At 72.0% G+C, this 23,691-nt stretch carries 27 protein-coding genes; 10 read left to right on the top strand and 17 right to left on the bottom strand.

Features of this window, described 5'->3' with window-relative positions:
* Positions 1-153: 153 nt before the first annotated feature.
* Together N538_RS25250 and N538_RS0112990 are read right to left on the bottom strand one after the other, a co-directional pair.
* Complete coding sequence (locus N538_RS25250; protein WP_197025335.1) at positions 154-1,575, bottom strand: SpoIIE family protein phosphatase; 1,422 nt, start codon at positions 1,573-1,575, stop codon at positions 154-156.
* Between the two features lie 34 nt (positions 1,576-1,609).
* Positions 1,610-2,791, bottom strand: coding sequence for a zinc-dependent alcohol dehydrogenase (locus N538_RS0112990; protein ID WP_028637670.1), 1,182 nt, complete (start codon positions 2,789-2,791; stop codon positions 1,610-1,612).
* Between the two features lie 220 nt (positions 2,792-3,011).
* Between N538_RS0112990 and N538_RS25245 the strand changes: the two genes are divergently transcribed.
* From N538_RS25245 to N538_RS25240, 5 genes are read left to right on the top strand one after another with little or no spacing between them, the layout of a single operon-like run.
* Positions 3,012-3,860 carry a sigma-70 family RNA polymerase sigma factor gene (locus N538_RS25245; protein ID WP_051549254.1) on the top strand — a complete coding sequence of 283 codons (849 nt, stop codon included), beginning with the start codon at positions 3,012-3,014 and terminating at the stop codon, positions 3,858-3,860.
* Positions 3,857-4,558: a GAF and ANTAR domain-containing protein gene (locus tag N538_RS0112980; RefSeq protein ID WP_028637669.1), complete on the top strand. Its 702-nt coding sequence runs from the start codon at positions 3,857-3,859 to the stop codon at positions 4,556-4,558. The genes N538_RS25245 and N538_RS0112980 overlap by 4 nt, the downstream gene beginning before the upstream one ends.
* Positions 4,559-4,570: 12 nt before the next feature.
* Positions 4,571-5,053 (top strand): flavodoxin, encoded by a 483-nt coding sequence (locus N538_RS0112975; protein WP_028637668.1) that lies wholly within the window; start codon positions 4,571-4,573, stop codon positions 5,051-5,053.
* A gap of 39 nt (positions 5,054-5,092) precedes the next feature.
* On the top strand, positions 5,093-5,878 hold the full coding sequence (locus tag N538_RS0112970) for a septum formation family protein (RefSeq protein WP_028637667.1): 786 nt from the start codon (positions 5,093-5,095) through the stop codon (positions 5,876-5,878).
* Positions 5,875-6,699 (top strand): septum formation family protein, encoded by an 825-nt coding sequence (locus N538_RS25240; protein ID WP_036570498.1) that lies wholly within the window; start codon positions 5,875-5,877, stop codon positions 6,697-6,699. Before N538_RS0112970 ends, N538_RS25240 begins: the two co-directional genes overlap by 4 nt.
* A gap of 84 nt (positions 6,700-6,783) precedes the next feature.
* Here the strand turns inward: N538_RS25240 and N538_RS0112960 are convergent, their stop codons facing one another.
* From N538_RS0112960 to N538_RS0112915, 10 genes are all read right to left on the bottom strand, one after another.
* Entirely contained in the window at positions 6,784-7,167 is a 384-nt protein-coding gene (locus N538_RS0112960) for a nuclear transport factor 2 family protein (protein ID WP_028637666.1), read from the bottom strand.
* Positions 7,167-8,096 carry a GTPase Era gene (gene era / locus N538_RS0112955; protein WP_028637665.1) on the bottom strand — a complete coding sequence of 310 codons (930 nt, stop codon included), beginning with the start codon at positions 8,094-8,096 and terminating at the stop codon, positions 7,167-7,169. Before era ends, N538_RS0112960 begins: the two co-directional genes overlap by 1 nt.
* A gap of 7 nt (positions 8,097-8,103) precedes the next feature.
* Positions 8,104-8,868 (bottom strand): siderophore-interacting protein, encoded by a 765-nt coding sequence (locus N538_RS0112950; protein ID WP_028637664.1) that lies wholly within the window; start codon positions 8,866-8,868, stop codon positions 8,104-8,106.
* Between the two features lie 111 nt (positions 8,869-8,979).
* Positions 8,980-10,239 carry an SAM-dependent methyltransferase gene (locus N538_RS0112945; RefSeq protein ID WP_051549252.1) on the bottom strand — a complete coding sequence of 420 codons (1,260 nt, stop codon included), beginning with the start codon at positions 10,237-10,239 and terminating at the stop codon, positions 8,980-8,982.
* A 2-nt stretch (positions 10,240-10,241) separates the two neighbouring features.
* A complete protein-coding gene (locus N538_RS0112940; RefSeq protein ID WP_331279522.1) occupies positions 10,242-11,597 on the bottom strand; it encodes an FAD-binding oxidoreductase in 1,356 nt (451 codons plus the stop codon).
* A 36-nt stretch (positions 11,598-11,633) separates the two neighbouring features.
* Complete coding sequence (locus tag N538_RS0112935) at positions 11,634-12,227, bottom strand: TMEM175 family protein (protein WP_028637661.1); 594 nt, start codon at positions 12,225-12,227, stop codon at positions 11,634-11,636.
* Positions 12,228-12,247: 20 nt separating this feature from the next.
* Entirely contained in the window at positions 12,248-12,613 is a 366-nt protein-coding gene (locus tag N538_RS0112930) for a cytidine deaminase (RefSeq protein ID WP_028637660.1), read from the bottom strand.
* On the bottom strand, positions 12,606-13,892 hold the full coding sequence (locus tag N538_RS0112925) for a hemolysin family protein (protein ID WP_028637659.1): 1,287 nt from the start codon (positions 13,890-13,892) through the stop codon (positions 12,606-12,608). Before N538_RS0112925 ends, N538_RS0112930 begins: the two co-directional genes overlap by 8 nt.
* 7 nt (positions 13,893-13,899) lie before the next feature.
* Positions 13,900-14,349: an rRNA maturation RNase YbeY gene (gene ybeY / locus N538_RS0112920; protein ID WP_028637658.1), complete on the bottom strand. Its 450-nt coding sequence runs from the start codon at positions 14,347-14,349 to the stop codon at positions 13,900-13,902.
* 7 nt (positions 14,350-14,356) lie between these two features.
* Entirely contained in the window at positions 14,357-15,367 is a 1,011-nt protein-coding gene (locus N538_RS0112915) for a PhoH family protein (protein ID WP_028637657.1), read from the bottom strand.
* Positions 15,368-15,459: 92 nt separating this feature from the next.
* On the opposite strand from N538_RS0112915, the gene N538_RS25235 reads away from it, so the two are divergent.
* Positions 15,460-15,705, top strand: a complete 246-nt coding sequence (locus tag N538_RS25235) for a hypothetical protein (RefSeq protein ID WP_036570412.1) — start codon at positions 15,460-15,462, stop codon at positions 15,703-15,705.
* 138 nt (positions 15,706-15,843) lie between these two features.
* Here the strand turns inward: N538_RS25235 and N538_RS0112905 are convergent, their stop codons facing one another.
* The gene (locus N538_RS0112905; protein ID WP_155992082.1) at positions 15,844-17,043 is read right to left on the bottom strand and encodes a hypothetical protein; all 1,200 of its coding nucleotides are present in this window, start codon (positions 17,041-17,043) and stop codon (positions 15,844-15,846) included.
* Positions 17,040-17,378 (bottom strand): HIT domain-containing protein, encoded by a 339-nt coding sequence (locus N538_RS0112900; RefSeq protein WP_028637655.1) that lies wholly within the window; start codon positions 17,376-17,378, stop codon positions 17,040-17,042. Before N538_RS0112900 ends, N538_RS0112905 begins: the two co-directional genes overlap by 4 nt.
* A gap of 64 nt (positions 17,379-17,442) precedes the next feature.
* On the opposite strand from N538_RS0112900, the gene N538_RS0112895 reads away from it, so the two are divergent.
* The 4 genes from N538_RS0112895 to N538_RS0112880 are packed head-to-tail and all read left to right on the top strand — an operon-like array spanning position 17,443 to position 20,659.
* Positions 17,443-17,946: a SigE family RNA polymerase sigma factor gene (locus N538_RS0112895; RefSeq protein ID WP_028637654.1), complete on the top strand. Its 504-nt coding sequence runs from the start codon at positions 17,443-17,445 to the stop codon at positions 17,944-17,946.
* Entirely contained in the window at positions 17,943-18,830 is an 888-nt protein-coding gene (locus N538_RS0112890; RefSeq protein ID WP_028637653.1) for a Gmad2 immunoglobulin-like domain-containing protein, read from the top strand. Before N538_RS0112895 ends, N538_RS0112890 begins: the two co-directional genes overlap by 4 nt.
* Positions 18,831-18,857: 27 nt before the next feature.
* Positions 18,858-19,757 (top strand): Gmad2 immunoglobulin-like domain-containing protein, encoded by a 900-nt coding sequence (locus tag N538_RS0112885; protein WP_028637652.1) that lies wholly within the window; start codon positions 18,858-18,860, stop codon positions 19,755-19,757.
* Positions 19,754-20,659, top strand: coding sequence for a winged helix DNA-binding domain-containing protein (locus N538_RS0112880; protein ID WP_028637651.1), 906 nt, complete (start codon positions 19,754-19,756; stop codon positions 20,657-20,659). The genes N538_RS0112885 and N538_RS0112880 overlap by 4 nt, the downstream gene beginning before the upstream one ends.
* Positions 20,660-20,686: 27 nt before the next feature.
* Here N538_RS0112880 and N538_RS0112875 read toward each other — a convergent pair whose 3' ends face one another.
* The 3 genes from N538_RS0112875 to hrcA are packed head-to-tail and all read right to left on the bottom strand — an operon-like array spanning position 20,687 to position 23,656.
* Complete coding sequence (locus N538_RS0112875) at positions 20,687-21,424, bottom strand: 16S rRNA (uracil(1498)-N(3))-methyltransferase (RefSeq protein ID WP_028637650.1); 738 nt, start codon at positions 21,422-21,424, stop codon at positions 20,687-20,689.
* A gap of 1 nt (position 21,425) precedes the next feature.
* A complete protein-coding gene (dnaJ, locus tag N538_RS0112870) occupies positions 21,426-22,598 on the bottom strand; it encodes a molecular chaperone DnaJ (protein ID WP_028637649.1) in 1,173 nt (390 codons plus the stop codon).
* Positions 22,599-22,639: 41 nt separating this feature from the next.
* Positions 22,640-23,656 carry a heat-inducible transcriptional repressor HrcA gene (hrcA, locus tag N538_RS0112865; protein ID WP_028637648.1) on the bottom strand — a complete coding sequence of 339 codons (1,017 nt, stop codon included), beginning with the start codon at positions 23,654-23,656 and terminating at the stop codon, positions 22,640-22,642.
* Positions 23,657-23,691: the final 35 nt, after the last annotated feature.

Below are 23,691 nucleotides of genomic sequence, written 5' to 3'. Positions count from 1 at the left end.
GAGCCTGCTTCCGAAGTGGTCGGTGGGAACCGGCGCACGCACTCACTCCGCAGCGAGGGGGTCCGGCTCTGCCCTACCAGCTGGGGCGGCTGACCTCGCTGCGGCAGCGAAGGAGGAGGCTGCGCAACATGACCCGGCCACCATAGCCGAGTTTCACGACTCGTAGGACAGCCCGACCACATCGAGGACGTGCCGGGCCGGCGACCCGACCGGGGCGAGCAGCTCGACCGGACCGGCCGCCCGGGCATCGAAGAGGACCTGCACCGCCGCGCTCGTGAGCAGGTCCACCGCGGTGAGGTCGAGGCTGACGGGCCGGGTTCCGGCGGCGGTGACGCGGTCCAGCATGTGCCGCAGCTGCTCGGCGCCCCGGAGGTCGATCGTCCCGCCCAGCCGCAGCAGGCCGTCCGTGTCCTCGATCGCGAACGGCTGCACGCCGTCGGTCCTACTGGGCGCCGAGGAGCGCAGCAGCACGGCCGGGCGGCCGACCCGGTGCCTGCCGACCGCCCGGGAACCCGCGTCCCCGCGCTCGATCCGGAGCGCGTCGAGCAACCCCCTCGCCATGGCGAGACCCCGCCCTCGCGAGGACGTCCGGCGGTCCTGCCATCTGCCGTCGTCGGCGACCTCGACGTGCACGAGGCCGTCGGTCCCGAGCGCGACGCGGAGCCGGACCTCGTGGCCGCGTCCCGGATCCGGGTAGGCGTGCTCCACGGCGTTGCTGACGAGCTCCCCGACCGCGTGCAGCAGCGCCATCCGGTCGAGCTCGCCGACCCGCGCCGCCTCCAACCAGTCGTCGAGCTCGATCCGGGCCACCCGCACCGTGTCCGCGACCGCGGGCAGGGCCAGCACCAGGTCCGGGAGCGGAGGGACCGGCTGGAGCGCCAGCACCGCCACGTCGTCGGCGTACCCGGTGCTGCCGGTCAGCGACTCCACGGTCCGCCGGCAGGCCCGCTCGACCGCCGGCTCGTGGGAGTCCATCACCTCGCTCTGCGCGGCGGCGTCCTCGACGGCCCGCAACACCTCGGCCGCGCCCTCGGCGGGTGCGCGCCCGGCTCGCTCGAGCAGTCCGTCGGAGTACAGGAACAGCACGTCCCCGGTCGCCAGCCGGCGCGACGTGACCCGGAAGCCCCGCCCCGACCGCAGCGGGCCGCACCCGGTGCCGGCGAGGTACGACGCCTTGCCGTCACTGACCACGACCGGCGCCGGGTGCCCCGCCGTGCAGTACACCAGCTCACCGGACGTCGGGATGAGGACGCAGACGCACATCGTGGCCGCGCTCGCCTCCGACAGCCGGCCCGCGCGCCGGTCGAGCGCCTCGAGCGCGAGCACCACGTCGCCGTGCTCGCGCATCGACTCCTCGAACAGGACCCGCAGGCCCGCCATCGCCACCGCGGCGTCGACGCCGCGACCGACGACGTCCCCGACGGCGACGACGAGGCGCCCGTCGTCGAGCACGAACGCGTCGAACCAGTCGCCACCGGCACTGTCCCCGGCCACCAGGTAGAGGGCCGCGGTCTCGGCACGCTGGGTGACCGGCACCCCGGCAGGGAGCAGCGCGTCCTGCAGGTGCTCGGGCACCTCGATCACCTCATCGAGACGTCGGCCAGGTCGGTCAGGGCGTGAACAGCACCTTGATCATGCCGTCCTTCTTGTCCCCGAACGTGGCATACGCCTCTGGTGCCTCGGCGAGCGGCAGCCGGTGGGTGGCGAACGACTCGACGCCGAGCACGTCCTCGTCCCGCCCGAGCAGCTCGAGGATGTCGTCGGTCCACGCCCGCACGTTGGCCTGCCCCATCCGCACCTGCACCTGCTTGTCGAAGAGCTGCAGGAGCGGCAGCGGGTCGGCGGCGCCGCCGTACACGCCGGAGATGGAGATCGTGCCGCCGCGGCGTACGGCCTCGATCGCGGTGTAGAGGGCGGCGAGCCGGTCCACGCCGGCGTTGGTCATGACCGCACCCTGCACCTTCTTGGGGAGCAGACGGAGCGCCTTCTGCGCCGTCTCCGCCACGGGTGATCCGTGCGCCTCCATGCCGACCGCGTCGACGACGCTGTCGGCCCCCCGGCCGCCGGTGAGCTCCCGGACCCGCTCCGCGACGTCGTCGACCTCGCTCATGTCGATGACCTCCGCGCCACGCTCGGCCACCCGTTGCAGGCGCTCGGGCACCTGGTCGACCACGATCACCCGGTGCCCGCGGTGCAGCGCGATCCGCGCCGCCATGTCGCCGATCGGGCCGGCACCGAGCACCAGGAGCGTGCCGCCCTCGGGCACGTCGGCGTACTGGACGCCCTGCCAGGCGGTCGGCAGCACGTCGGAGAGGTAGACGAACCGGTCGTCGGAGGGGCCCTCGGGGACCCGGACCGGCAGGAAGTCGGCGAACGGCACCCGCAACAGCTCCGCCTGCCCGCCCGGCACCTGGCCGTAGAGCTTGCTGTACCCGAACAGGCTCGCGCCGGTGCCGTGCTCCCTGTTCTGCGTCGTCTCGCACTGGCTGTAGAGCTTGCGCTCGCACATCCAGCAGGAGCCGCAGGAGACGTTGAAGGGCACCACCACCCGGTCGCCGACGTGGAGGTGCTGCACGCCGGAGCCGACCGCCTCCACGATGCCCATCGGCTCGTGCCCGACGACGTCGCCGGGCGTCATGAACGGCGTCAGGGGATCGTAGAGGTGCAGGTCCGACCCACACAGGCCCGTCGTCGTGATCCGCACGATCGCGTCGGTCGGGTCCTGGATGGTCGGGTCCGGGACCTCCTCCACGCGCATGTCCTGCCGGCCCTGCCACGTCACTGCCTTCACGAGCTGCCTCCTGAGCGGGTGGGTCTGGTGTGCGGCGGAGGTACCCGAGGTCCGTGGGCGGAAACGGTTTCGGCGGGCCACGGCGGGGTACGGGACCCCTGTCGCCCACTCGCGGACCCCGGTCCCACCAGGCGCGACGTAGCCTCACCAGAGACGGACGAACCTCCTTGCTGGAGCAGACGGCAGGGCACACCATCACTCTCGCGATGGAGTCGCCACCATGTCACTCAGCTCGTCACTCAGCTCGTCCCCCAGCACCCCCGCCGTTCCGGCCCTCTCGACCTCCGCCGCCACCTCCTCCGACTGCGGGCTGACACGCGCCGAGCGTGCCGAGCAGACCCGGGCCCTCCTGCAGGAGGTCGCCGCCTGCACCGACCCGCAGCGGGCCGCCGAGCTGCGCGAGCGGGTCGTCGTCATCAACCGCGGCGTCGCCGAGGCGGTCGCCGCCCGCTACCGCAACCGGGGGGTGCCCATCGAGGACCTCCACCAGGTGGCGTTCGAGGGGCTCACCAAGGCCGTCATGCGCTTCGACCCGGCGCTGCGCAACGACCTGCTCACCTACGCCGTACCGACGATCCGCGGCGAGCTCCAGCGCTACTTCCGTGACCAGGGCTGGATGGTCCGCCCGCCTCGGCGGATCCAGGAGACGCAGTGGCTCCTCAACCTCGCCGTCGACCGGCTGAGCCACCAGCTCGGCCGGGCGCCGGAGCCGCACGAGGTCGCGGAGGAGCTGGACCTCTCGGTCGAGGAGTACCGCGACGCGGTGGCGGCCTTCGGGTGCTTCCAACCCGCGTCTCTCGACCAGCCCACCTCGGCCGACTCGATCACTCCCGTGGGTGACCTGCTGGCGGCCGACGACGAGGAGAGCAGCGCCATCGAGGCACGCGTGACGCTCGCGCCGGTCGTCCGTCGGCTGCCCGAGCGGGACCGGCGCATCCTGTACCTGCGCTTCTTCGAGGACCGCACCCAGGAGGAGATCGGCCAGGACCTGGGTGTCACCCAGATGCAGGTGTCCCGGCTGCTGACCCGCATCCTCGGCACCCTCCGGGACGAGCTGCAGGCGGGATGACCGACCAGCACCGCCTCGCGGCGCGCTTCGCCGAGCTCAGTGGTGACCTCCTGGGCGAGTCCGACGAGGACACCACGTTCGACTCGGTGGTGAAACGCGCCGGGGAGGTGGTCCCCCGGTGCGCGCACGCCAGCATCACCCTGCGCACCCGGCGGGGCCGGGCGGAGACGGTCGCGGCGACCGACGCGTTCGTCCAGAGGCTCGACGCCGTGCAGTACGCGGTCGGTCAAGGACCTTGCCTCGACGCGGCCTTCGAACGGGCCGACGTCGTCGTCGACGACGCCGCGACCGAGGCCCGGTGGCCACGGTGGAGCACCCGGGCGCGAGGACTCGGGGTCGTCGCGATGATGGCCATCCGGCTGCAGACCGACGCGCAGACGCTGGGGGCGCTCAACCTGTACTCCGACGAACCGGGCAACTTCTCGGGCGAGGCCGGCGACGTCGCGCTGATCTATGCCGCCCACGCGACCGAGGCGATGAGCAAGGCGCGCCTGGTGACGGGGCTGCGGGCCGCGCTGGAGTCGAGGCACCTGATCGGCATCGCGCAGGGCGTGCTGGCGGTCCAGTACGACATCTCCTACGAGCGGGCGTTCGAGGTCCTGCACCGCTTCTCCAACGACCGCAACCGCAAGCTGCGCGAGGTCGCCGAGGAGGTGGCGCGCACCAAGGCGCTGCCCGTGGACGCGCCCGAGGTGTGACAGCCTGACCGCATGGCCCGGCTGCTCGTCGTCCATCACGCTCCGACCGCAGCCGTGCGCTCCCTGGCGGACGCGGTCGTGGCCGGTGCTCACGACGACGGCATCGAGGGCGTGGACGTCGTGGTTCGCGAGGCCTTGTCGGCGTCGGCGGCGGACGTGCTGGCCGCCGACGGCTACCTCCTCGGCACGACCGCGAACTTCGGGTACATGAGCGGCGCCCTGAAGCACTTCTTCGACACGACCTTCGTCGAGGCCGGCGGCGCCCTGTCCGACGACGGCTCCGCTGCGGCGACGCGCAGCGGCCGGAAGCCGTTCGGGCTGTGGGTCCACGGCCGGTACGACACGACCGGCGCGGTCCGCTCCGTGCTCGCGATCACCGGCGCGCTCGCCTGGAGCCAGGCAGCCGAGGTGCTCGAGGTGCTCGGCGACGTGGACGACGAGGCCCGCGCGTCGGCGTACGACCTCGGCGGCACGCTCGCCGCGCTGCTGAGCTGAGGCAGGTACGATCCGGCTGGTCCAGCCCGAGGAGATCCAGTGCCAGTCGTCCCGCGTCGCGCCGGCGTCGCCGTGCTCGTCCTGGCGGCCCTGGTGCTGGTCGGCTGCGGCGACGAGAAGGCGCCCGTCGACGAGAAGCCGCCGGAGCTGGGCGCCTGCCGCGACCTGTCCCCCGACGACGTGGAGCAGCCGAGCAACACGGCGGAGCCGGTCGACTGCGCATCGCCCCACACCGCCGAGACCTACGCCGTCGGACAGCTCCCGGACCAGTTCGCCGACGTGGACTGGGACGACGAGGACCTCGGTGCCTGGGCGTACACGACCTGCTCGAAGGCGTTCATGGACTTCCTCGGCGCCGACGACAGCCTGGTGATGCGGACCGTCGTCAGCTGGGCGTGGTTCCGGCCGACGAAGGACGCGTGGGACGGCGGCGCCCGGTGGTACCGGTGCGACGTGGTCGGTGGCGGCGAGCAGAGCAAGGACTACATCGACCTCCCGACGACCGCCAAGGGCCTGCTCCTGGGGCGGCCCCAGGACCGCTGGATGGTGTGCGCCGACGGCCCCACCGTCGCGGGCTCGGTGAAGGTCCCGTGCACCGACCCGCACCAGTGGCGCGCGGTCACGACGATCTCGCTGGGCGAGGCCAAGGACGACTACCCGGGCGACCGGCTGGTCGAGGTGACCACGCGCGACTTCTGCTCGAAGTCCGTCGGCGCGTGGCTGAACTACCCCGTCGACTACGACTTCGGCTACACGTGGTTCCACCAGGCCGAGTGGGACGCGGGCAACCGGAGGTCGGTGTGCTGGGCGAAGACCGACCGGTGAGGATCCTCGCCGTCGTCCTCCTGCTGCTCGGGCTGACCGCCTGCACCGGCAGCGACGAGCCGTCGTCCGCGCCGACGTCGTCCGCCCCGTCCACGCCGTCCTCGTCGACACCGCCCCCGCGCGCGACGCCGGTGCCCGTGCCCGCGGCGAAGGCGTGCTACGCCCTGACGTACGACGAGGCGGTAGCCCCTACCGTCACTGCGTCCCCCGTCCCCTGCCAGAGGAAGCACACCACGGTGACGTACGCCGTCGGGCGGCTCGACACCCTCGTCGACGGGCACCTGCTCGCGGTCGACTCGGACCGGGTGCAGGCGCAGGTGTCGAAGGAGTGCCCGGCCCGGTTCGGCTCGTTCGTCGGCGGCACCGTCGAGGACCGGCGGCTCTCGATGCTGCGTCCGGTCTGGTTCACGCCCACGGTCGAGCAGTCGGACGCCGGTGCCTCGTGGTTCCGCTGCGACGTCGTCGCGCTCGCGGCCGACGGCGAGCTGGCGCAGCTGTCCGGCCCGCTGGCCGGCGTACTGTCCACCGACGCCGGCCGGAACCGCTACGGCATGTGCGGCACCGCCTCCCCCGGCACGCAGGGGTTCGCGCGGGTGATCTGCTCGCAGGCGCACTCCTGGCGCGCGATCGCGGTGGTGCCGTTCGCACCCGGGGCGTACCCGGGAGCCGAGAAGGTCCGCGCCGCCGGCCAGTCGCCGTGCCAGGACGCCGGTGCCGCCGTCGCCCCCGACACGCTCGACTACCAGTGGGGCTACGAGTGGCCGACCGCGGAGCAGTGGCAGGCCGGGCAGACGTTCGGGCGGTGCTGGGCGCCGGACTGACGTCGTCGGTGGGGTCGGGGTAGTCCTCCTGGCGATTCCTCAGCTTCACCCTGGGACCCGGGCGAACCCAGCCAGCGGGCCGCCTCAGCGCGTCAGCTCGGCCGCCATCAGCTCCATCAGCTTCTGGAGCCCGGTGAAGGGCCGGACCATCACGGTGAAGTCGGTGAGCCGGCCGTCGGGACCCCAGGTGAGCATGTCGACGCCGTGGACCGTCCGCCCGTCCAGCGAGGCGGTGAACTCGAGGACGGCGGAGTCGGCGGCGTACCACTCGCGGACATAGGTGAGCGTGGGACCGAGGACGGTGATGGCGGCGGAGAGGTACGCCGTGGTCAGGGCCCTGCCCTCCTGCGAGGTGTGCACGGCGGGCGAGCGGAAGACGACGTCGTCGGCCAGCAACGCGTCCAGCCCGGCCGGGTCACGGGAGGACGCGACCGAGTGCCAGGCGAGGAGGGGTGCCGGGCGGGTCATCAGAAGCCGAGCTTCCGGAGCTGCCGCGGGTCGCGCTGCCAGTCCTTGGCCACCTTGACATGGAGGTCGAGGTAGACGGGCGTGCCGAGCAGCGCCTCGATCTGCTGGCGCGCGGTGCTGCCGATCGTCTTCAGCCGCGAGCCCTTGGGACCGATCATGATGCCCTTCTGGGAGTCGCGCTCGACGTACAGGTTGGCGTGGATGTCCAGGAGCGGCTTGTCCTCGGGACGGTCATCCCGCAGCCGCATCTCCTCCACCACGACCGCGACCGAGTGCGGCAGCTCGTCCCGCAGACCCTCGAGCGCCGCCTCGCGGATCAGCTCGGCGGCGAGGATCTCCTCCGGCGCGTCGGAGAGGTCGCCGTCCGGGTACAGCTGCGGACCTTCGGGCAGCAGGCCCACCAGGAGGTCCTGGAGCAGCCCGACCTGGCTCCCGGACGTCGCCGACACGGGCACGATCTCGGCCCACTCGACACCGGTGCCGGCACCGAGCGCCTGGATGTCCAGGAGGTGCGCGCCGATCTGCTCGGGGGTCGCGAGGTCGGTCTTGGTGGCGATCGCGACCTTCCGGGTCCGCTTGACCTTCGCCACCTCGTTGACGATGAACCGGTCGCCCGGCCCGATCTTCTCGTTCGCGGGCAGGCAGACCGCGACCACGTCGACCTCCGCGAGGGTGGTCTTCACCAGGTCGTTGAGCCGCTCGCCGAGCAACGTGCGCGGCCTGTGCAGCCCGGGGGTGTCGACCAGGATCAGCTGCGCGTCGTCGCGGTGCACGATGCCGCGCACGACGGTGCGCGTGGTCTGCGGCTTGTCGGAGGTGATCACGACCTTCTGGCCGACCAGGGCGTTCGTCAGCGTCGACTTGCCCGCGTTCGGGCGGCCGACGAACGACACGAACCCGCTCCGGTGCCCGCTCTGCTGCTCGCTCATCTGGTGCTCATGACTCCCTCGCCTCGTCGTACTCGGCCCAGATCTGCTCGTCGGTCCTGCCCGCCGCCTTGCCGGCCCGCCAGATCGGGCCCGGGTCGACGGCGCGCGGCTGGCGCTGGGCCACGCCGCGCCAGTAGCCCATCACGTCGTACGCCGAGGAGGGCAGCCGCCGGTCGCGCATCAGGTGCTTGCGGATCGCCCGCATCTGGGCGGACTCCCCGGCCATCCAGAAGTACCCCTCGCCGGCCGGCCAGTCGATCGCCTCGACGACGGCCGCCAGCCCGCTCTCGCCGGGCGCCGGTGGCGACAACCAGGTGACGTCGCCCGGGAGGTACGACGACAGGTCGTCCGGCACCTCCGCCCAGATCCGCGTCGGCACGTCGACGGTCGCCGAGATCCGCGCCATCGCCGGCAGTGCCGTGAGGTCACCGACCAGCAGCAGCCACGCCGCGCCCACGGGCATGTCGAAGGAGCCCTTGGGCTCGGTGATCGTCACGGTCTGACCGACCACGTCGAGCTGCGCCCACTCGGTGACCAGGCCGACCTCGTGCACGACCACGTCGAGCACCAGCTCACCGCCCGACCAGGACCGCACCGTGTAGTAGCGGCTCTGGAACTGGCCGGGCACGACCAGGCCGACCCACTCGTCCGGGATCCCGGTCGACTCGAACGACGCGAGGCCGGCACCGCCGAGGACCAGCCGGACCAGGTGCGGCGAGAGCTGCTCGCGGCGCAGCACCTCCGCGGCGTACTGCTGGGCCCTCGTGCTCACCGCCCCACGCTACCGGGCGTCGTCGCTCCGACCCCGGACCAACCCCTCGGTCGGGCGGCTACTCGACCTGGCTGCCGGGTCCTGGACCTCGCGAGCTCGGTCCAGGGCAGCTCAGAACTTGTGGCGGAGCGGGTACCCGCTCGCGCCGTTGCCCTCGGTGTTCGTCGCGAGGACGTGGTGCAGCTGGATCTCGTTGCGCTCGAACCCCAGCCGGGAGCCGGCCATGTACAGGCCCCACACGCGCGCGGTGCCCTCACCGACCTCCTCGACGCAGGCGTCCCAGTTCTCCTGGAGGTTGCGGCACCAGCCGGCCAGCGTCTTGGCGTAGTGGACCCGGAAGTTCTCGTGGTGCTGCACCTCGAGCCCGGCGTTCTCCACCGCGGTCACGATCGTGCCGGAGCCGATCAGCTCGCCGTCGGGGAAGACGTACCGGTCGATGAACGCCCCGGTGTCGGTCGGCTTGTTGTGCTGACGAGTGATGCAGTGGTTGAGGAGCCGGCCCTGGGGCTTGAGGTGGTCGCGGATCCAGGAGAAGTACGACGGGTAGTTCTTCACGCCGATGTGCTCGGTCAGCCCGATCGACGAGATGGCGTCGAAGCCCGTCTCCTCGACGTGCCGGTAGTCCATGAACCGGACCTCGGCGAGGTGGTCGAGCCCCTCCTCCTTGATCCGGTGCTGCGCCCACGCGGCCTGCTCGCGCGACAGCGTGACGCCGATCGCGTGCACGCCGTACTCCCTCGCGGCGTGGCGCACCATGCCGCCCCAGCCGCAGCCCAGGTCCAGCAGTCGCTGGCCCTCCTGGAGGTCGAGCTTGCGGGCGACCAGGTCGTACTTGGTGAACTGCGCCTCCTCGAGCGTCGCCTCCTCGGTCGGGAAGACCGCGCAGGTGTAGGTCATCGAGGGACCGAGGACGTGCTCGTAGAACGCGTTCGAGACGTCGTAGTGGTGGTGGATCGCGTCGGCGTCGCGGCCCTCGGAGTGCCGGAGGCCCTCCACGATCCGGCGCCACCGGGGCAGCGTCTCCTGCGGGGGCGGGGCCGGCGGCCGCAGGCTGGAGAGGCCCACGGCCCGCAGCAGCTCGACCGCCTCGCTGGGCGACGGCCGGCGGAGCTTGAGCCCCTTCTGGAGCAGCCGCATGGCCTCGTACGGGTCGCCGGGGTGGACGCCCTCGATGTCCAGGTCGCCGCTGACGTAGGCGCGCGAGAGCCCCAGGTCGCCCGGCGCGGTCACCAGGTAGGCGAGCCCCCGCTGGTTGCGCAGGTGGAACTGGAACGGCGCGTCCTCGGGTCCGGTCGAGCTGCCGTCGTACGCCGTGAAGCGCAACGGCAGCGGCTCCTGGAGCAGTCGCTCGAACGCCTGGGCAATGGACATCGTCACTGTCTCTTCACCGCCTTGTCGTAGAGGCTGGTCAGCCGGTCGTCGGGGTCGTAGCGCCCCTTCACGGCGGCGAGGTTGGCGCCGTCGTAGAGATCGTCGAAGGTCTCGCGGTCGTAGAACGCCTCGCTGTAGAGCGACTTGTGGCCGCCGAGCTCGTGCACCTTGGCCTCGATGGCCCGGTTCCTGGGTCCCTCGAGGGCGTCGGGCCCCACGTGCACGGTGCCCCAGAAGCCGACGTTCACGTACAGCGAGCCGGGCTCCAACGGGTAAGTGGGCCAGTCCCGCATCGCCTTGCACGGGCACAGCCACACCGGTCGCATGCCGACCGCCTCGTCGAACCACTCGAGGAACTCCGGGAGCCGGTCCACCGGCACCTCGACGTCCTGGATCACCCGCTCGCGCAGGGGCTTGCCCTGGCGCCGGTCGAGCCAGTCGGCGAAGCCGATCCGCCGGTCCAGCCCGATCAGCTTGTGGTAGACGTCCGAGCGCCGCCAGCGCTTCGGCCAGAGCCGGCGGATCCTCGGGTTCTGCACGCCGAACGCGCCCGAGCACCAGAACCAGTCGGTGTCCCAGCGCCACAGGTAGTCGTACATCGTGAGCAGGTCGGTGTCGCGCTCCTGCAGACTCCGGTAGTAGATCTGCTGGCCCGTGTAGTCGCTGGTCGCGCCGCCGTCGCCGGACCAGGTGGCGAGCGTCAGGTAGTACTCCCCCGGACCGAACGCGACACCGTCGATCCCGTCCACGCGCACGCCGTCGTACGTCGCGCTCTCCGTGATCTGCGCGATCGACTTGGCGAGCAGGCCGAGGTCGTCGAAGCGCACGTGCCGCAGGTTGACGTACCCGGGCACCGCCTCGAGCTCGATCCTCAGCCTGGTCGCGTAGCCGAGCGAGCCGTAGGAGTTGGGGAACGTGTCGAACAGGTCGTCGCCGGGACGGCACGTGACCACGTCGCCGGAGCCGGTGAAGACGTCCATCTCGAGCACCGACTCGTGCGGCAGCCCGCTGCGGAAGCTGGTCGACTCGATGCCGAGGCCCGTGACCGCCCCGCCGAGCGTGATGGTGCGCAGCTGCGGGACGACGTACGGGATCAGCCCGAAGGGCAGCGTCGCGTCGACGAGGTCCTCGTAGGTGCACATGCCCTGCACGTCGGCGGTGCGCGCATCGGGGTCGACCGCGATCACGCCGTCGAGGGCGGACACGTCGAGACCGGGCGCCGAGGTGGCCGTCCGCGGCCGGAACAGGTTCGAGGTCTTCTTCGCCAACCGCACCGGGGCGCCGGGCGGGATCTCGGCGTACGACGAGCGCAGACGATCGACGGCATCTTCGTGCGCACGCCAGCCCAGCAGACTCACGGACGGAAACTTACTCCTGTCGCGCGCCGGTGCCACCTAGGTGCTGCTTCCGTGGGTCGCGACGAACGACTCCATCCGCCGGTCCGGCACCAGCCACATCGCTGCCACCGCCGCGTAGAACACGAGCGCGAGCCAGACCACGACCCAGATCGCGGCGACGATCCCGGCGAGGTAGAGGACCGGCGACAGCTTGCCCTTGTAGTCACGGCCGAGGGCCTCGCGCAGCACGCCGTCGTCGCCCTCGGCGCGCAGGATCGCCAGCTGGAGCGCGTAGTAGGCGATCGCGGCGGCGAGCAGGTTCACCCCGTAGACGACCACCGGCGTCTGGGCGAGCCCGGTCTCGTCCATCCACTTCGTCGTGAACGGGTAGAGCGAGAGCCAGAACAGCAGGTGCAGGTTCGCCCACAGGACGGTGCCGTCGATGCGGCGCACGAGCTGGAACAGGTGGTGGTGGTTGCTCCAGTAGATGCCGATGTAGACGAAGCTCAGCAGGTAGGTGAGGAAGCTGGTCGCGGAGTCGGCGAGGTCCGAGAGCGCCGGACCGTCCGGCGAGCGGAGCTCCAGCACCATGATCGTGATGATGATGGCGAGCACGCCGTCGCTGAACGCCTCGAGTCTGCTGGTGGGCATGGCGGCATTCTGGCAGCCCGTCAGGTCGTGACGGTCTCCGCCAGCGTTCCCTTCACGTCGCCGCGGTGCACGACGACACCAGCGCCGCCGAGGTCCCGCAGTGCGGCCATGTCGGTGTCCGGAACGGTCGGCTCGCCGGTGAGCAGGACGGCGGCCTCCAGGCCCTTCGAGCCTGACGCGACCGCCATCGCGACGCAGACACCGACCGCGGACAGGTGCAGCGACGGGAGGGCGACGGTGGCGCCGGCGTACGTGCGCCCGTCCGCGTCGCGTACGGCGGCGCCCTCGGCCGCGCCCGTGCGGGCGCGGGTGGCGCGGGCCAGCGTCACCAGCTTGCGGTCCTCCGCCGACAGCTCGGCCGGCAGCTCTGCCGGGAGATCACTCATGACCGTCCTCCGACTCGTCGTTCCCGGGCACCCGCGCGATGAGCACGGTGCCGATCTTGTTGCGGCGGCCGGACGTCGCCTCGGCCTCGAACCGCAGGCCGTGCGCCTCGACCCACGAGCCCGGGATCGGCACCCGGCCCAGGTGCTTGGCCATCAGACCGCCCACGCTGTCCACGTCCTCCTCGTCGACCTCGAAGCCGAACAGCTCGTCGAGGTCGTCGATCGGGTAGCGCGACGACACCCGCACCGCGCCGTCGTCGAGCGGCTGGACGTCGACGGTCTCCTCGTCGTACTCGTCCGTGATCTCGCCGACGATCTCCTCGAGGATGTCCTCGATGGTCACCAGGCCGGCGGTGCCGCCGTACTCGTCGACGACGACCGCGATGTGCTGGCGCATCGCCTGCATCTCCGAGAGCAGCGCGTCGGCGGGCTTCGACTCCGGCACGAAGTGCGCCGGCCGCATCACCTCGTCGATGCGCTGGGTGAACTCCACGTCAGGGGCCTCGAAGTCCCGGCGCACGGTGTCCTTGAGGTAGGCGATGCCGACGACCTCGTCGAGGTTCTCCCCGATCACGGGGACGCGCGAGTAGCCGCTGCGCAGGAAGAGGGAGAGCGCCTGGCGGAGGTTCTTGTAGCGCTCGATGTAGACGACGTCGGTGCGCGGCACCATCACCTCACGGGCGATCGTGTCGCCGAGCTCGAGGACGTCGTGGATCATCTTGCGCTCGCCGGACTCGATCACGGCGGACGCCTCGGCGAAGTCGACCAGCTCGCGCAGCTCGGTCTCGGTCGCGAACGGTCCCTCACGGAAGCCCTTGCCGGGCGTCAGCGCGTTGCCGACCACGATCAGCAGCCGCGGCAACGGGCCGAGGACCGCGGTCACCGACGCCAGTGGCGCCGCGGAGACCAGCGCCACCCGCTCGGAGTGCTGCCGCCCCACGGTCCGGGGGGCGACCCCGATCGCCACGAACGACAGCACCAGCATCACGCCGATCGTGGTGAGCACGGTCGGCCACCAGGCGTCGTACGCCGCATGCAGCTCGAGCGTGACGAGCACGATCGCCGCGATCTCGCAGAACAGCCGCAGGAGCAGCGCGGTGTTCAGGTTGCGGGGCAGATCGTCGAGCAGCACGACGAGCCGCCGGGAGCCGGCGCGGCCCTCGGCCTGCAGCTCCTCGGCGCGGGCGCGGGAGAACGTCGAGAGCGCGGCGTCGGCCGCCGAGAACAGCCCGGCGAGGACCACGAGGGCCGCCGCGACGAGCAGCAGCCAGACGTTCACTGGCTCGTCACTGGGCGCGCCAGGCCGCGAGGATCTCGTCCTGCAGCCCGAACATCACCTGGTGCTCCTCGGGCTCGGCGTGGTCGTAGCCGAGCAGGTGCAGGATGCCGTGCACGGTGAGCAGCTCGATCTCAGCCTCGGCGCCGTGGCCGGCCGCCTCACCCTGGCGGGCGGCGACCTCCGGTGAGAGCACCAGGTCGCCGAGCACGCCCTCCTCGGGCTCCTCGTTGACCAGGCCGGGCCGCAGCTCGTCCATGGGGAAGGCGAGCACGTCGGTCGGGCCCTCCTTCTCCATCCACTGCTGGTTGAGCTGGGCGATGGTGGGCTCGTCGACGGCCTTGATGCACAGCTCGGCGAGCGGGTGGACGCGCATCCGGTCCATCACGAAGCGGCTCAGCTCCGCCAGCCTCTTCTCGTCGAGCTCGCGGCCCGACTCGTTGAGGATCTCGATGCTCATCGCGAGCTCATCGGGTGCTGGCGAGCTCGACGCGCGCGTCGAACTCGTCGTACGCGGCGACGATCTTGCCCACCAGGCGGTGGCGTACGACGTCGTGGCTGGTCAGCCGGTTGAACGAGATGTCCTCGACGCCGGTGAGGATGTCCTCGATCACCCGCAGGCCGGACTTGGTGCCGCTCGGGAGGTCGACCTGCGTGACGTCGCCGGTGACCACGATCTTGGAGCCGAAGCCCAGGCGCGTCAGGAACATCTTCATCTGCTCGGGCGAGGTGTTCTGCGCCTCGTCGAGGATGATGAACGAGTCGTTGAGCGAGCGGCCGCGCATGTACGCGAGCGGGGCGACCTCGATGGTCCCGGCCGCCAGCAGCTTCGGGATCGTCTCGGGGTCGATCATGTCGTGCAGGGCGTCGTACAGCGGGCGCAGGTAGGGATCGATCTTCTCGCTGAGCGTGCCGGGCAGGAAGCCCAGCCGCTCCCCCGCCTCGACCGCCGGCCGGGTCAGGATGATCCGGTTGACGTTCTTGGACTGCAGCGCCTGCACGGCCTTCGCCATCGCGAGGTAGGTCTTGCCGGTGCCGGCGGGCCCGATGCCGAAGGTGATCGTGTGCTTGTCGATCGAGTCGACGTAGCGTTTCTGGTTGAGCGTCTTGGGGCGGATGGAGCGGCCCCGGTTGCTGAGGATGTTCAGGCTCAGCACGTCGGCCGGGCGCTCGGTCGTCTCGGCACGCAGCATCGTGTGCACCCGCTCGACGGTCTCGGACGTGATGCCCTGGCCGGTGCGGATGATCGTGACCAGCTCGTCGAGGAGCCGCTCGGCCAAGGCGACCTCGCCGGGCTCGCCGTACAGCGTCACCCGGTTGCCGCGGACGTGGATCTCGGCGTCGAAGGCGCCCTCGATGATCCCGAGGAACTCGTCGCCGGGGCCGAGCAGGCTGACCATGTTGATGCTGTTCGGGACCACCACCGTGTGGCGCGTGGCGTTGGCGGGGCGGTCCCCCTGGTGGTTGGTGTCAGTCATGGATGCCCGGGCGGGCGGCCTTTCGTTCGGTGTCGTCGGCTCCTCCATGTTACGGGAGCCCCGGGGACCGTCCCAGCGAGTAACGTGGCTCCATGGAGAGGGAGCCCGACTGGGACGCGGACGACGACGCGCCGCCGTCCTGGTTCGCCGGCCAGCACCTCCCCGAGGACGCCCGCCGGATGGGCCTGAGCCACCACGTCCCGGACGGCGCGATCCTCGACTTCGCCGGGCGGCTGGACTCCACCAAGCCGATGCACCGGGTGGCCGCTTGGGTGATGCTGGTCGTCTTCGGGCTGCCGGTGCTGTTCGCGGCGATGCGGGTGCTCTACCTGTTCTGAGCGCCGCCCAGCCTGAGCTCGCGAAGGCCGGGAGGCCGGCGCCAGGTCGAGTGGTGCCCGCGACCGACGGAGGAGGTCGCGTCGCCGGCGCTCGCTACTCGACCGACGGGGGTCAGGACCCTTCATTCGACCGACAGGTCAGCTCTCGTCGTCGAAGGCGACCTGGAGCATGCCGAGGCACATCTCGTCGGTGGTGCCCTCGCCCCAGATCACGTACTTGTCCGGGATCCCCTGGAACGCCGGCAGCACGTCGCGCAACCACTGCACGTGGTGGCAGGTGACCCGCACCGTGTCGAACGGGTCGAGGTGGACCGGCTGGATCGGCTTGGTGCCCTGGTTGTCGAAGTTCCAGACGGGGATGTCGAGGATCGTCCTGGCATCCGGGGTGTCCGGGTCGACCTCGATCCTGATCGACCTCCCGAGCAGGTGCATGTGCCCGGCGACGCCGATGACCGTCATGCCCCTGCCGACCGTCCGTGTGCACGAGGTGGTGTTCGACGGCTTCGCCTCGGTGCCGCACAGCAGGTGCAGCAGGCTGTTGGTGTTGCCGGCGGACCCGAAGCGCGACATCACGTCGGCGACGGCGGCGTCGCGATCGCAGAGCGGGCCGTCGTCGTGGTCGGGCCGGCACGGCATCTCGACCGGCGCCGGCATCAGGTAGGTGTGCAGCGGCGTCAGGTCGCGCTTGCCGTTCGTCCATCGCAGCTCGGTGCTGGAGACGTCAGGAGCGCTGCCCTTGAGCAGGTTGTAGTGCACCTGCATCACGATCCGCGAGCCGGCGTCGAGGCGGACGCCGTACCCGTCCTGGACCTTGGTCTCGTCCCCGCCCGGCGCCCAGGCGGCCAGCCAGGAGGCGTCGTCGATGTTCGAGAAGTCGCCGGCGAGCCCGGTCCCGCCGAAGCAGGTCCAGCCCTGGTCGTCGGGACTCTCGGCGTCCTTCGCCTCGGCCTCGGCGACCTTCTCGGGCGGCACCCGGAACAGGATCACGTGGTGCACGACCGCGGGGTTGCCGGGCAGCACGTTGCTGCCGGTCAGCCAGACGTCCTTCTTCAGGTGCGGGTCGAGGAGGAAGCAGCGGTAGTCGTCCGTGCCGGTGCCGGTCGGGGCCGACGGTGTGTACGCCGACGGCATGGTGAGCGTCATCCGCCTCTCGCCCGCGCGCAGCGGCAGGTGCTTGCCGGGCTCGGTCGCGGCGAGCTGGCTGGCGACCACCTCGGGTGGCTGGGTGTTGAGCAGGCTCGTCGGCGAGCCACTGCGCCGGTCGTCGCCCTCGCGGACGCACCCGGTCAGGGCCAGGGCGAGCACGAGAGCCAGTCCGAGCGCGAGCCGGCGGCTCATCCCGGGGGCCAGGTCATCGGGCGGCCGGCCAGCAGGTGCAGGTGGGTGTGGAACACGGTCTGGCCGGCCTCCGCGCCGCTGTTGAACACCAGGCGGTGGTCGTCGTACCCCTCGGCGGTCGCGACCGCGGCCGCGGTGCGCACCAGCTCCGCTGAGGCGGCGGGGTCTGCGGTGGCCAGATCGGCGGCGTTCGCGTGGTGCTCCTTGGGTATCACCAGGACGTGCAGGGGTGCCTGCGGGTTCTGGTCCCGGAACGCGACCGTCCGCTCGGTGGTGTGCACGACGTCAGCCGGGATCTCCCCCGCCACGATCCTGCAGAAGATGCAGTCCTCCACGAATCCTCCTCCGCCGCCAAGTAAACCCGATGGCGGCCCCACGCGTGCCACTAGCGTGAGTCTGATGACCGAGCGTGCCGCCTGGACGGCCGACGAGGCGCTGGAGCAGCTGTACGCCGCGCACTGGCGCCAGCTGGTCCGGCTCTCGGTGCTGCTCGTCCGCGACGTCGGCACGGCCGAGGAGGTCGTGCAGGATGCGTTCGTCGCCGTGCACGCCCGGTGGTCGCGGCTCCGCGACCCGGAGCGCGCGCTCGCCTACCTGCGCCAGGCGGTCGTGAACCGCTCGCGCTCGGCGCTGCGGCACCGTGCCGTCGTCGCCCGGCACGCGGCGACGGTCCGCCTCGCCGACACCCAGGACCCGACGCCGGCGTCCGACCAGCGCGAGGCGGTGCTCGACGCGATGCGCGCCCTGTCGGACCGGCAGCGCGAGGTGCTGGCGCTGCGCTACTTCCTCGACCTGTCCGAGGCCGACATCGCCGACACGCTCGGCATCAGCCGCGGGGCGGTGAAGAGCCACGCCTCCCGCGGCTCCGCCGCCCTGCGCGCGCTGCTCCAGGAGGACCTGTGAACACTCCCCTGCCCGACCTGGGCGACCTGCTCCACGGCGCCGTCGACGAGATCGAGCCGGCCGACCGCATCGACGCGATCCGGGCACGGACGGCGAACGCCCCCACCCGCGCCGCGCGGCCGTGGCTCTACGCCGCGGGAGGCGTGGTCCTCGCCACCGCGGCGACGGTGGCGGCGTTCGCGGTCCTCGACCCGTCCTCCCCGAAGGACCACGGCTCGATGGTGATGCCGACCGGCGAGGACCAGGTCGTCCCGGTCTACTTCATCGGCCATACCCCGCGGGGACCACGGCTGTTCCGGGAGTACGACGAGGTGCCGGCGGGCGATCCGCTGCAGGCAGCGCTCGACCGGATCCAGGCACCCGCGGACGACCCGGACTACCGGACCCCGTGGGCGCACGGCTCCTTCGCGTCCGCCCGGCAGGCGCAGGGCGTGATCCAGGTCGAGGTCGGCTCGGCAGAGGTCGACCCGGACAGCCTGTCCACCCAGCAGGTCGTGCTGACGCTGCAGGCGGCAGTCGGGGAGCGCGTGCCGGTGCGGTTCGACGACGGTGCTCCGGTGACGGCCGACGTCGACGCGCTCAGCCAGGTGATGATCAACGACCCCACCGAGGGGCTGGAGGTGCACGAGCACTTCACGGCGCGCGGCGCGGCCAACTCCTTCGAGGCGAACGTCCCGTGGGAGATCCTCGACGACAACGACGTGGTCGTGGCGCACGGCTTCGCGACCGCGGCCGGGACGGGGCGGATGTACCCGTGGGAGGCGCACATCGACGTGAGCGACCTGCCGTTCGGCTACTACACGTTCGTGGCCACGACGGACGACCCGTCGGGCGGCGAGGGCGGCGGACCGGACTCCGACACGCGCACGATCATCGTCCGTTGACGGCGTTCCACCGGGAGGATTGACGCCATGACCAGCCACGCCCGGATCGTCGCCCTGCTCGCCGTACCCGCCCTCGCGCTCGTGGGGTGCGGCAGCGACGACACCGGCGCCGACCAGCGCCCGGCGAGCGGCTCGACGAAGCACCACGACGGTCAGGCGAGCGAGTCGCCGAAGGGATCGGGTGTGTCCGCGCAGCCGGCCGATGGCCGGACGACGGTGCCGGTCTACTTCGTCGGTGACACGCCCCAGGGACCGCGGCTGTACCGCGAGTTCCGCGAGGTCGAGGGGACCGGCACCTACGCGGCGCTCGACCTGGCCGCGTCCGGCGACGCCCTCGACCCCGACTACCGCACCCTCCTGCCCGCCGGCACGTTCGAGGTCCCGGACGAGATCGGCGACGCCAACGCGTTCACGCTGCCCGACGACTCGTGGACCCGGCGGCCGGCAGGGATGAGCGAGTCCGACGCCCTCCTGGCGATCCAGCAGCTCGTCTACACCGCCCAGGGCGCCATGCAGGCCCGGCTGCCGATCCACTTCTACGACTCGGAGGGCCACGAGACCCAGGTCTTCGGCATCGCGTCGGAGGACGGCTTCACCGCGGCCGACCCGATCAGGACGCTCGCGCTCGTCAACATCACGGCTCCCGAGTCGGGCGCGACGGTCAGCGGGACGTTCACCGCCAGCGGGGTCTCGAGCTCGTTCGAGGCCAACACCCCGTGGGAGGTCCGGGATGCCTCCGGTGACGTGGTCGAGAAGGGCGCGGCGACCGCCGAGGGCTGGATGGACAAGCTCTACCCCTGGGAGGCGGACGTGGACGTGTCCGACCTCGGGCCCGGCGACTACACGTTCGTCGCGATGACCGACGACCCCTCGGACGGCGAGGGCGACGGCCCGACGGTCGACTCCAAGACGTTCACCGTGCAGTGAGGCTGGACCGGCGGCTGCTGAACCGGACGCTGCTCCGGCGCCAGCACCTGCTCGACCGCGTCGACCTCGACCCGCGCGCGGTCACCGCGCACCTGGTCGGACTTCAAGCGCAGGAGACGCTGTCGCCGTACCTCTCCCTCCACGCCCGGCTGAGGGCCTTCGACCCGCACGACGTCACCCGGGCCCTCGAGCAGCGCACGCTGGTGCGGCTGCTGACCATGCGCGGCACGATCCACCTGCTCCCGGCCGAGGACGCGCTGGTGCTGCGGCGGTGGACGCAGCCGGTGATGGACAGGGTGCAGCGCAACCACGCGGACCCGGTCCCCCAGTTCCAGCGGGCCCTCGTGCAGACGCCGCCGCGCGGCACCTGGAACGGGTCGGGCCGGGTCGTCTACGAGCCGCTCGAGGACTGGGTGGGCGCGCCGCTGCGGGAGCCCGACGTGCCGGAGATCGTGCGGCGCTACCTGCGTGCGTTCGGCCCGGGGTCGGCCGCCGACCTGACGACGTGGTCCGGCGTCACCCGGCTCGGTCCGGTGCTCGCGGCGATGGACGATCTCGTCAGGCACGAGGACGGGGACGGCAAGGTGCTGTACGACGTGTCCGACGGCGTCATCGAGGACGCCGACGTCCCCGCGCCGGTGCGCCTGCTCGGCACCTACGACAACGTCTGGCTCTCCCACGCCGGCCGGGACCGGGTCACCACGGCTGAGGACCGGCGCCGGTGGATGGGCCCGAACGGCGGCCTGGGCATGACGATCTTCGTCGACGGCTGGCTGGCGGGCCTCTGGCGGATCGCCGACGGGCGGGTCGACGGGGTGCAGCTGTTCCGCGGGCTCAGTGCGGCCGAGCGCGGGGAGCTCGACGAGGAGGTCGAGCGGGTGAACGGGCTGCTGGCGCTGTGAGCGTCCGTCGCGGTGAACCTGTGGCGATCAGCTCCAGCGCCCGGTGCGCGACAGCAGGGCCGAGACGGCGGCGAGGCCGGCGGTCGACGTGCGCAGCACCTCGCTGCCGAGTCGCACGGATACCGCGCCGGCACCGACGAACGCCGCGACCTCGTCGGCCGTCAGCCCGCCCTCGGGGCCGACGACGACCACGAGCCGGCCGGTCGGCACCTCGACGGTGGCGAGCGGGTCCGTCGCGTCCTCGTGGAGCACGACGGCGAGGTCGGCCTCCGAGACCAGCGCGACGACGTCAGCCGTGGACGCCATCTCCGACACGTCGGGGAACCACGAGCGACGCGCCTGCTTGGCGGCCTCGCGTGCGCTCGACCGCCAGCGGCCGAGCGACTTCTCGGCGCGGTCGCCCTTCCACACCGCCACGCTCCGGGACGCGGCCCACGGCACGATCCGAGCCACGCCGACCTCGGTGAGCACCTCGACCGCGAGCTCGCCGCGGTCGCCCTTCGGGATCGCCTGCACCACGACCACCTCGGGCGCGGGCGGCTCGTGGCGCGCGACCTCCTCGACCACGGCCGTGAACACCCGCTTGCCGGTCGACGCGACGACGCCGCGGACCGACGTGCCGCGCCCGTCGGTCAGGACCACCTGCTCACCGACCCGGAGTCGGCGTACGGCGACCGCGTGGTGCGCCTCGTCGCCGTCGACGGTGACCTCCGTACCCGGGCCGACGCCGGCGAGCGTCGGCACGAGGTGCACGGGCAGCGTCATGTCAGTGCTGGTTGAACGCGTCGCGGATCCGGCCGAACATCGACTTCTGGCTGGGCCGCACCTGGCCCGACGGCGCCTCCTCCTCGCGGAGCGCCGCGAGCTGCCGGAGCAGCTCCTGCTGCCGCGGGTCCAGCTTCGTCGGGGTCTCGACGACGACCGTGACGACCAGGTCGCCGCGACCGCCGCGCAGTCCGGGGACGCCACGTCCGCGGAGCACCTGCTCGGCCCCGGACTGGGTGCCGGGGCGGATGTCCAGGTCGAAGGACTGCTCGAGACCGGTCTCGCTCTCGTCGCCCTCGACGACGTCCGCCTCCAGCGTGGGGAGCGTCAGCGTGGTGCCGAGGGCCGCGGCGGTCATCGGGAGCGTGACCGTGCAGTGCAGGTCGTTGCCGTGCCGGGTGAACGTCGGGTGCGGGGCGATGTGGATCTCGACGTACAGGTCGCCGGCCGGGCCGCCGCCGGGGCCGACCTCGCCCTCGCCGGTGAGCTGGACCCGGGTCCCGTTGTCGACGCCGGCCGGGATCTTGACCGTCAGCGTGCGACGCGAGCGGATCCGGCCGTCACCGGAGCACTCGCGGCAGGGGTCCGGGATGATCGAGCCGTAGCCACGGCACGCGGCGCACGGCCGGAGCGTGCGGATCTCGCCGAGGAACGAGCGCTGCACGTGCGCCACCTCGCCGGCGCCGCGGCACGTCTCGCACGGGATCGGGTGGCTTCCCGGCGCGGCGCCCTCCCCGTGGCAGGTGCTGCACAGCACCGCCGTGTCGACCTTGATCTCGCGGGTGATCCCGAAGGCCGCCTCAGCGAGCTCGACCTCGAGCCGGATCAGCGCGTCCTGGCCGCGCCGCTCCCGCGGCCGGGGACCCCGGCCGCCGGTGGCGCCGGCGCCACCGAAGAACGCGTCCATGATGTCGGTGAACGAGAAGCCGGCGCCCTGGCCGAAACCGCCGCCCATCCCGCCGAACGGGTCGCCGCCGCGGTCGTACGCCGCGCGCTTGCCCGGATCGGACAGCACCTCGTAGGCGACCGAGATCTCCTTGAACCTCTCCTGGGCCTCCGGCTCCGGGTTGACGTCGGGGTGGTACTGCCGCGCCAGCCGCCGGTAGGCCTTCTTGATGGTGTCGGCGTCTGCGCCGCGATCGACACCGAGAAGCTCGTACAGGTCCTGGCTCAACTGTTGTTCCTTCTGGTTCCGGGTGGGTTCGGGTGGTGGGCTCAGGCCTCGTCGAGGATGCGCGAGACGTAGCGCGCGACCGCGCGGACGGCGGCCATCGAGCCCGGGTAGTCCATGCGGGTGGGCCCGACGATGCCGAGGCGCGCGAACGCCTCGTCACCCGGGCCGTACCCGGTCGCGACCACACTGGTCGAGGAGAGCGACTGGTACGGGCCCTCGTGGCCGATCCGCACCGTCAGCGGCTCGCCCGAGTGGGCCTCGCCGAGCAGCTTGAGCAGGATCACGTGCTCCTCGAGCGCTTCGAGCAGCGGGCGGACGGCGGAGTCGAAGTTGTCGCCGTACCGCGCCAGGTTGGCAGCACCACCGACCGCGACCCGCTCGTCGGACCGGTGGTCGGACATCGCGTCGACGAGCGTCTCCACGACCGCCGCCGTGGTGGGGTCGGCGTCCTCGGCGGGCACCAGCGCGCGCAGCGCGGTGACGGCCTCGGCGATCACCTCGCCGACGGCGGTCCGGTTGACCAGCGAGCGTAGGTCGGCGAGGTCGTCCTCGGCCAGCTCCTCGGCGATCTCGACCAGGCGCTGCTCGACCCGGCCGGTGCTGAGGATCAGCACGACCAGCAGGCGGTACGGCGCCAGCGCAATGACCTCGACGTGGCGGACCGTGGAGCGGGAGAGCGTCGGGTACTGCACGACCGCGACCTGCCGGGTCAGCTGCGAGAGCAGCCGCACCGAGCGGTTCACGACGTCGTCGAGGTCGACGGCACCGTCGAGGATGGTGGCGATCGCGCGCTTCTCGGCGGTGCTCATCGGCTTGACCGTGGTGAGCCGGTCGACGAAGAGGCGGTAGCCCTTGTCGGTCGGCACCCGACCGGCACTCGTGTGCGGCTGGGTGATGTAGCCCTCGTCCTCGAGCGCCGCCATGTCGTTGCGGACCGTGGCCGGCGAGACGCCGAGGCCGTGCCGCTCGACCAGCGCCTTGGAGCCGACCGGCTCCTCGGTGGCGACGTAGTCCTCGACGATCGCCCGGAGGACGGCGAGCCTGCGCTCCTCCTGCATGGTCGGCCTCCTCCCGCCTGGTGACTGGCACTCGA

This window comes from Nocardioides sp. URHA0032 (assembly GCF_000620645.1).
In the GTDB taxonomy this organism is placed as follows: Bacteria; Actinomycetota; Actinomycetes; order Propionibacteriales; family Nocardioidaceae; genus Nocardioides.
The sequence above is the reverse complement of the archived record's forward strand: the minus strand, read 5'-3'. Positions and strand labels throughout refer to the sequence as shown.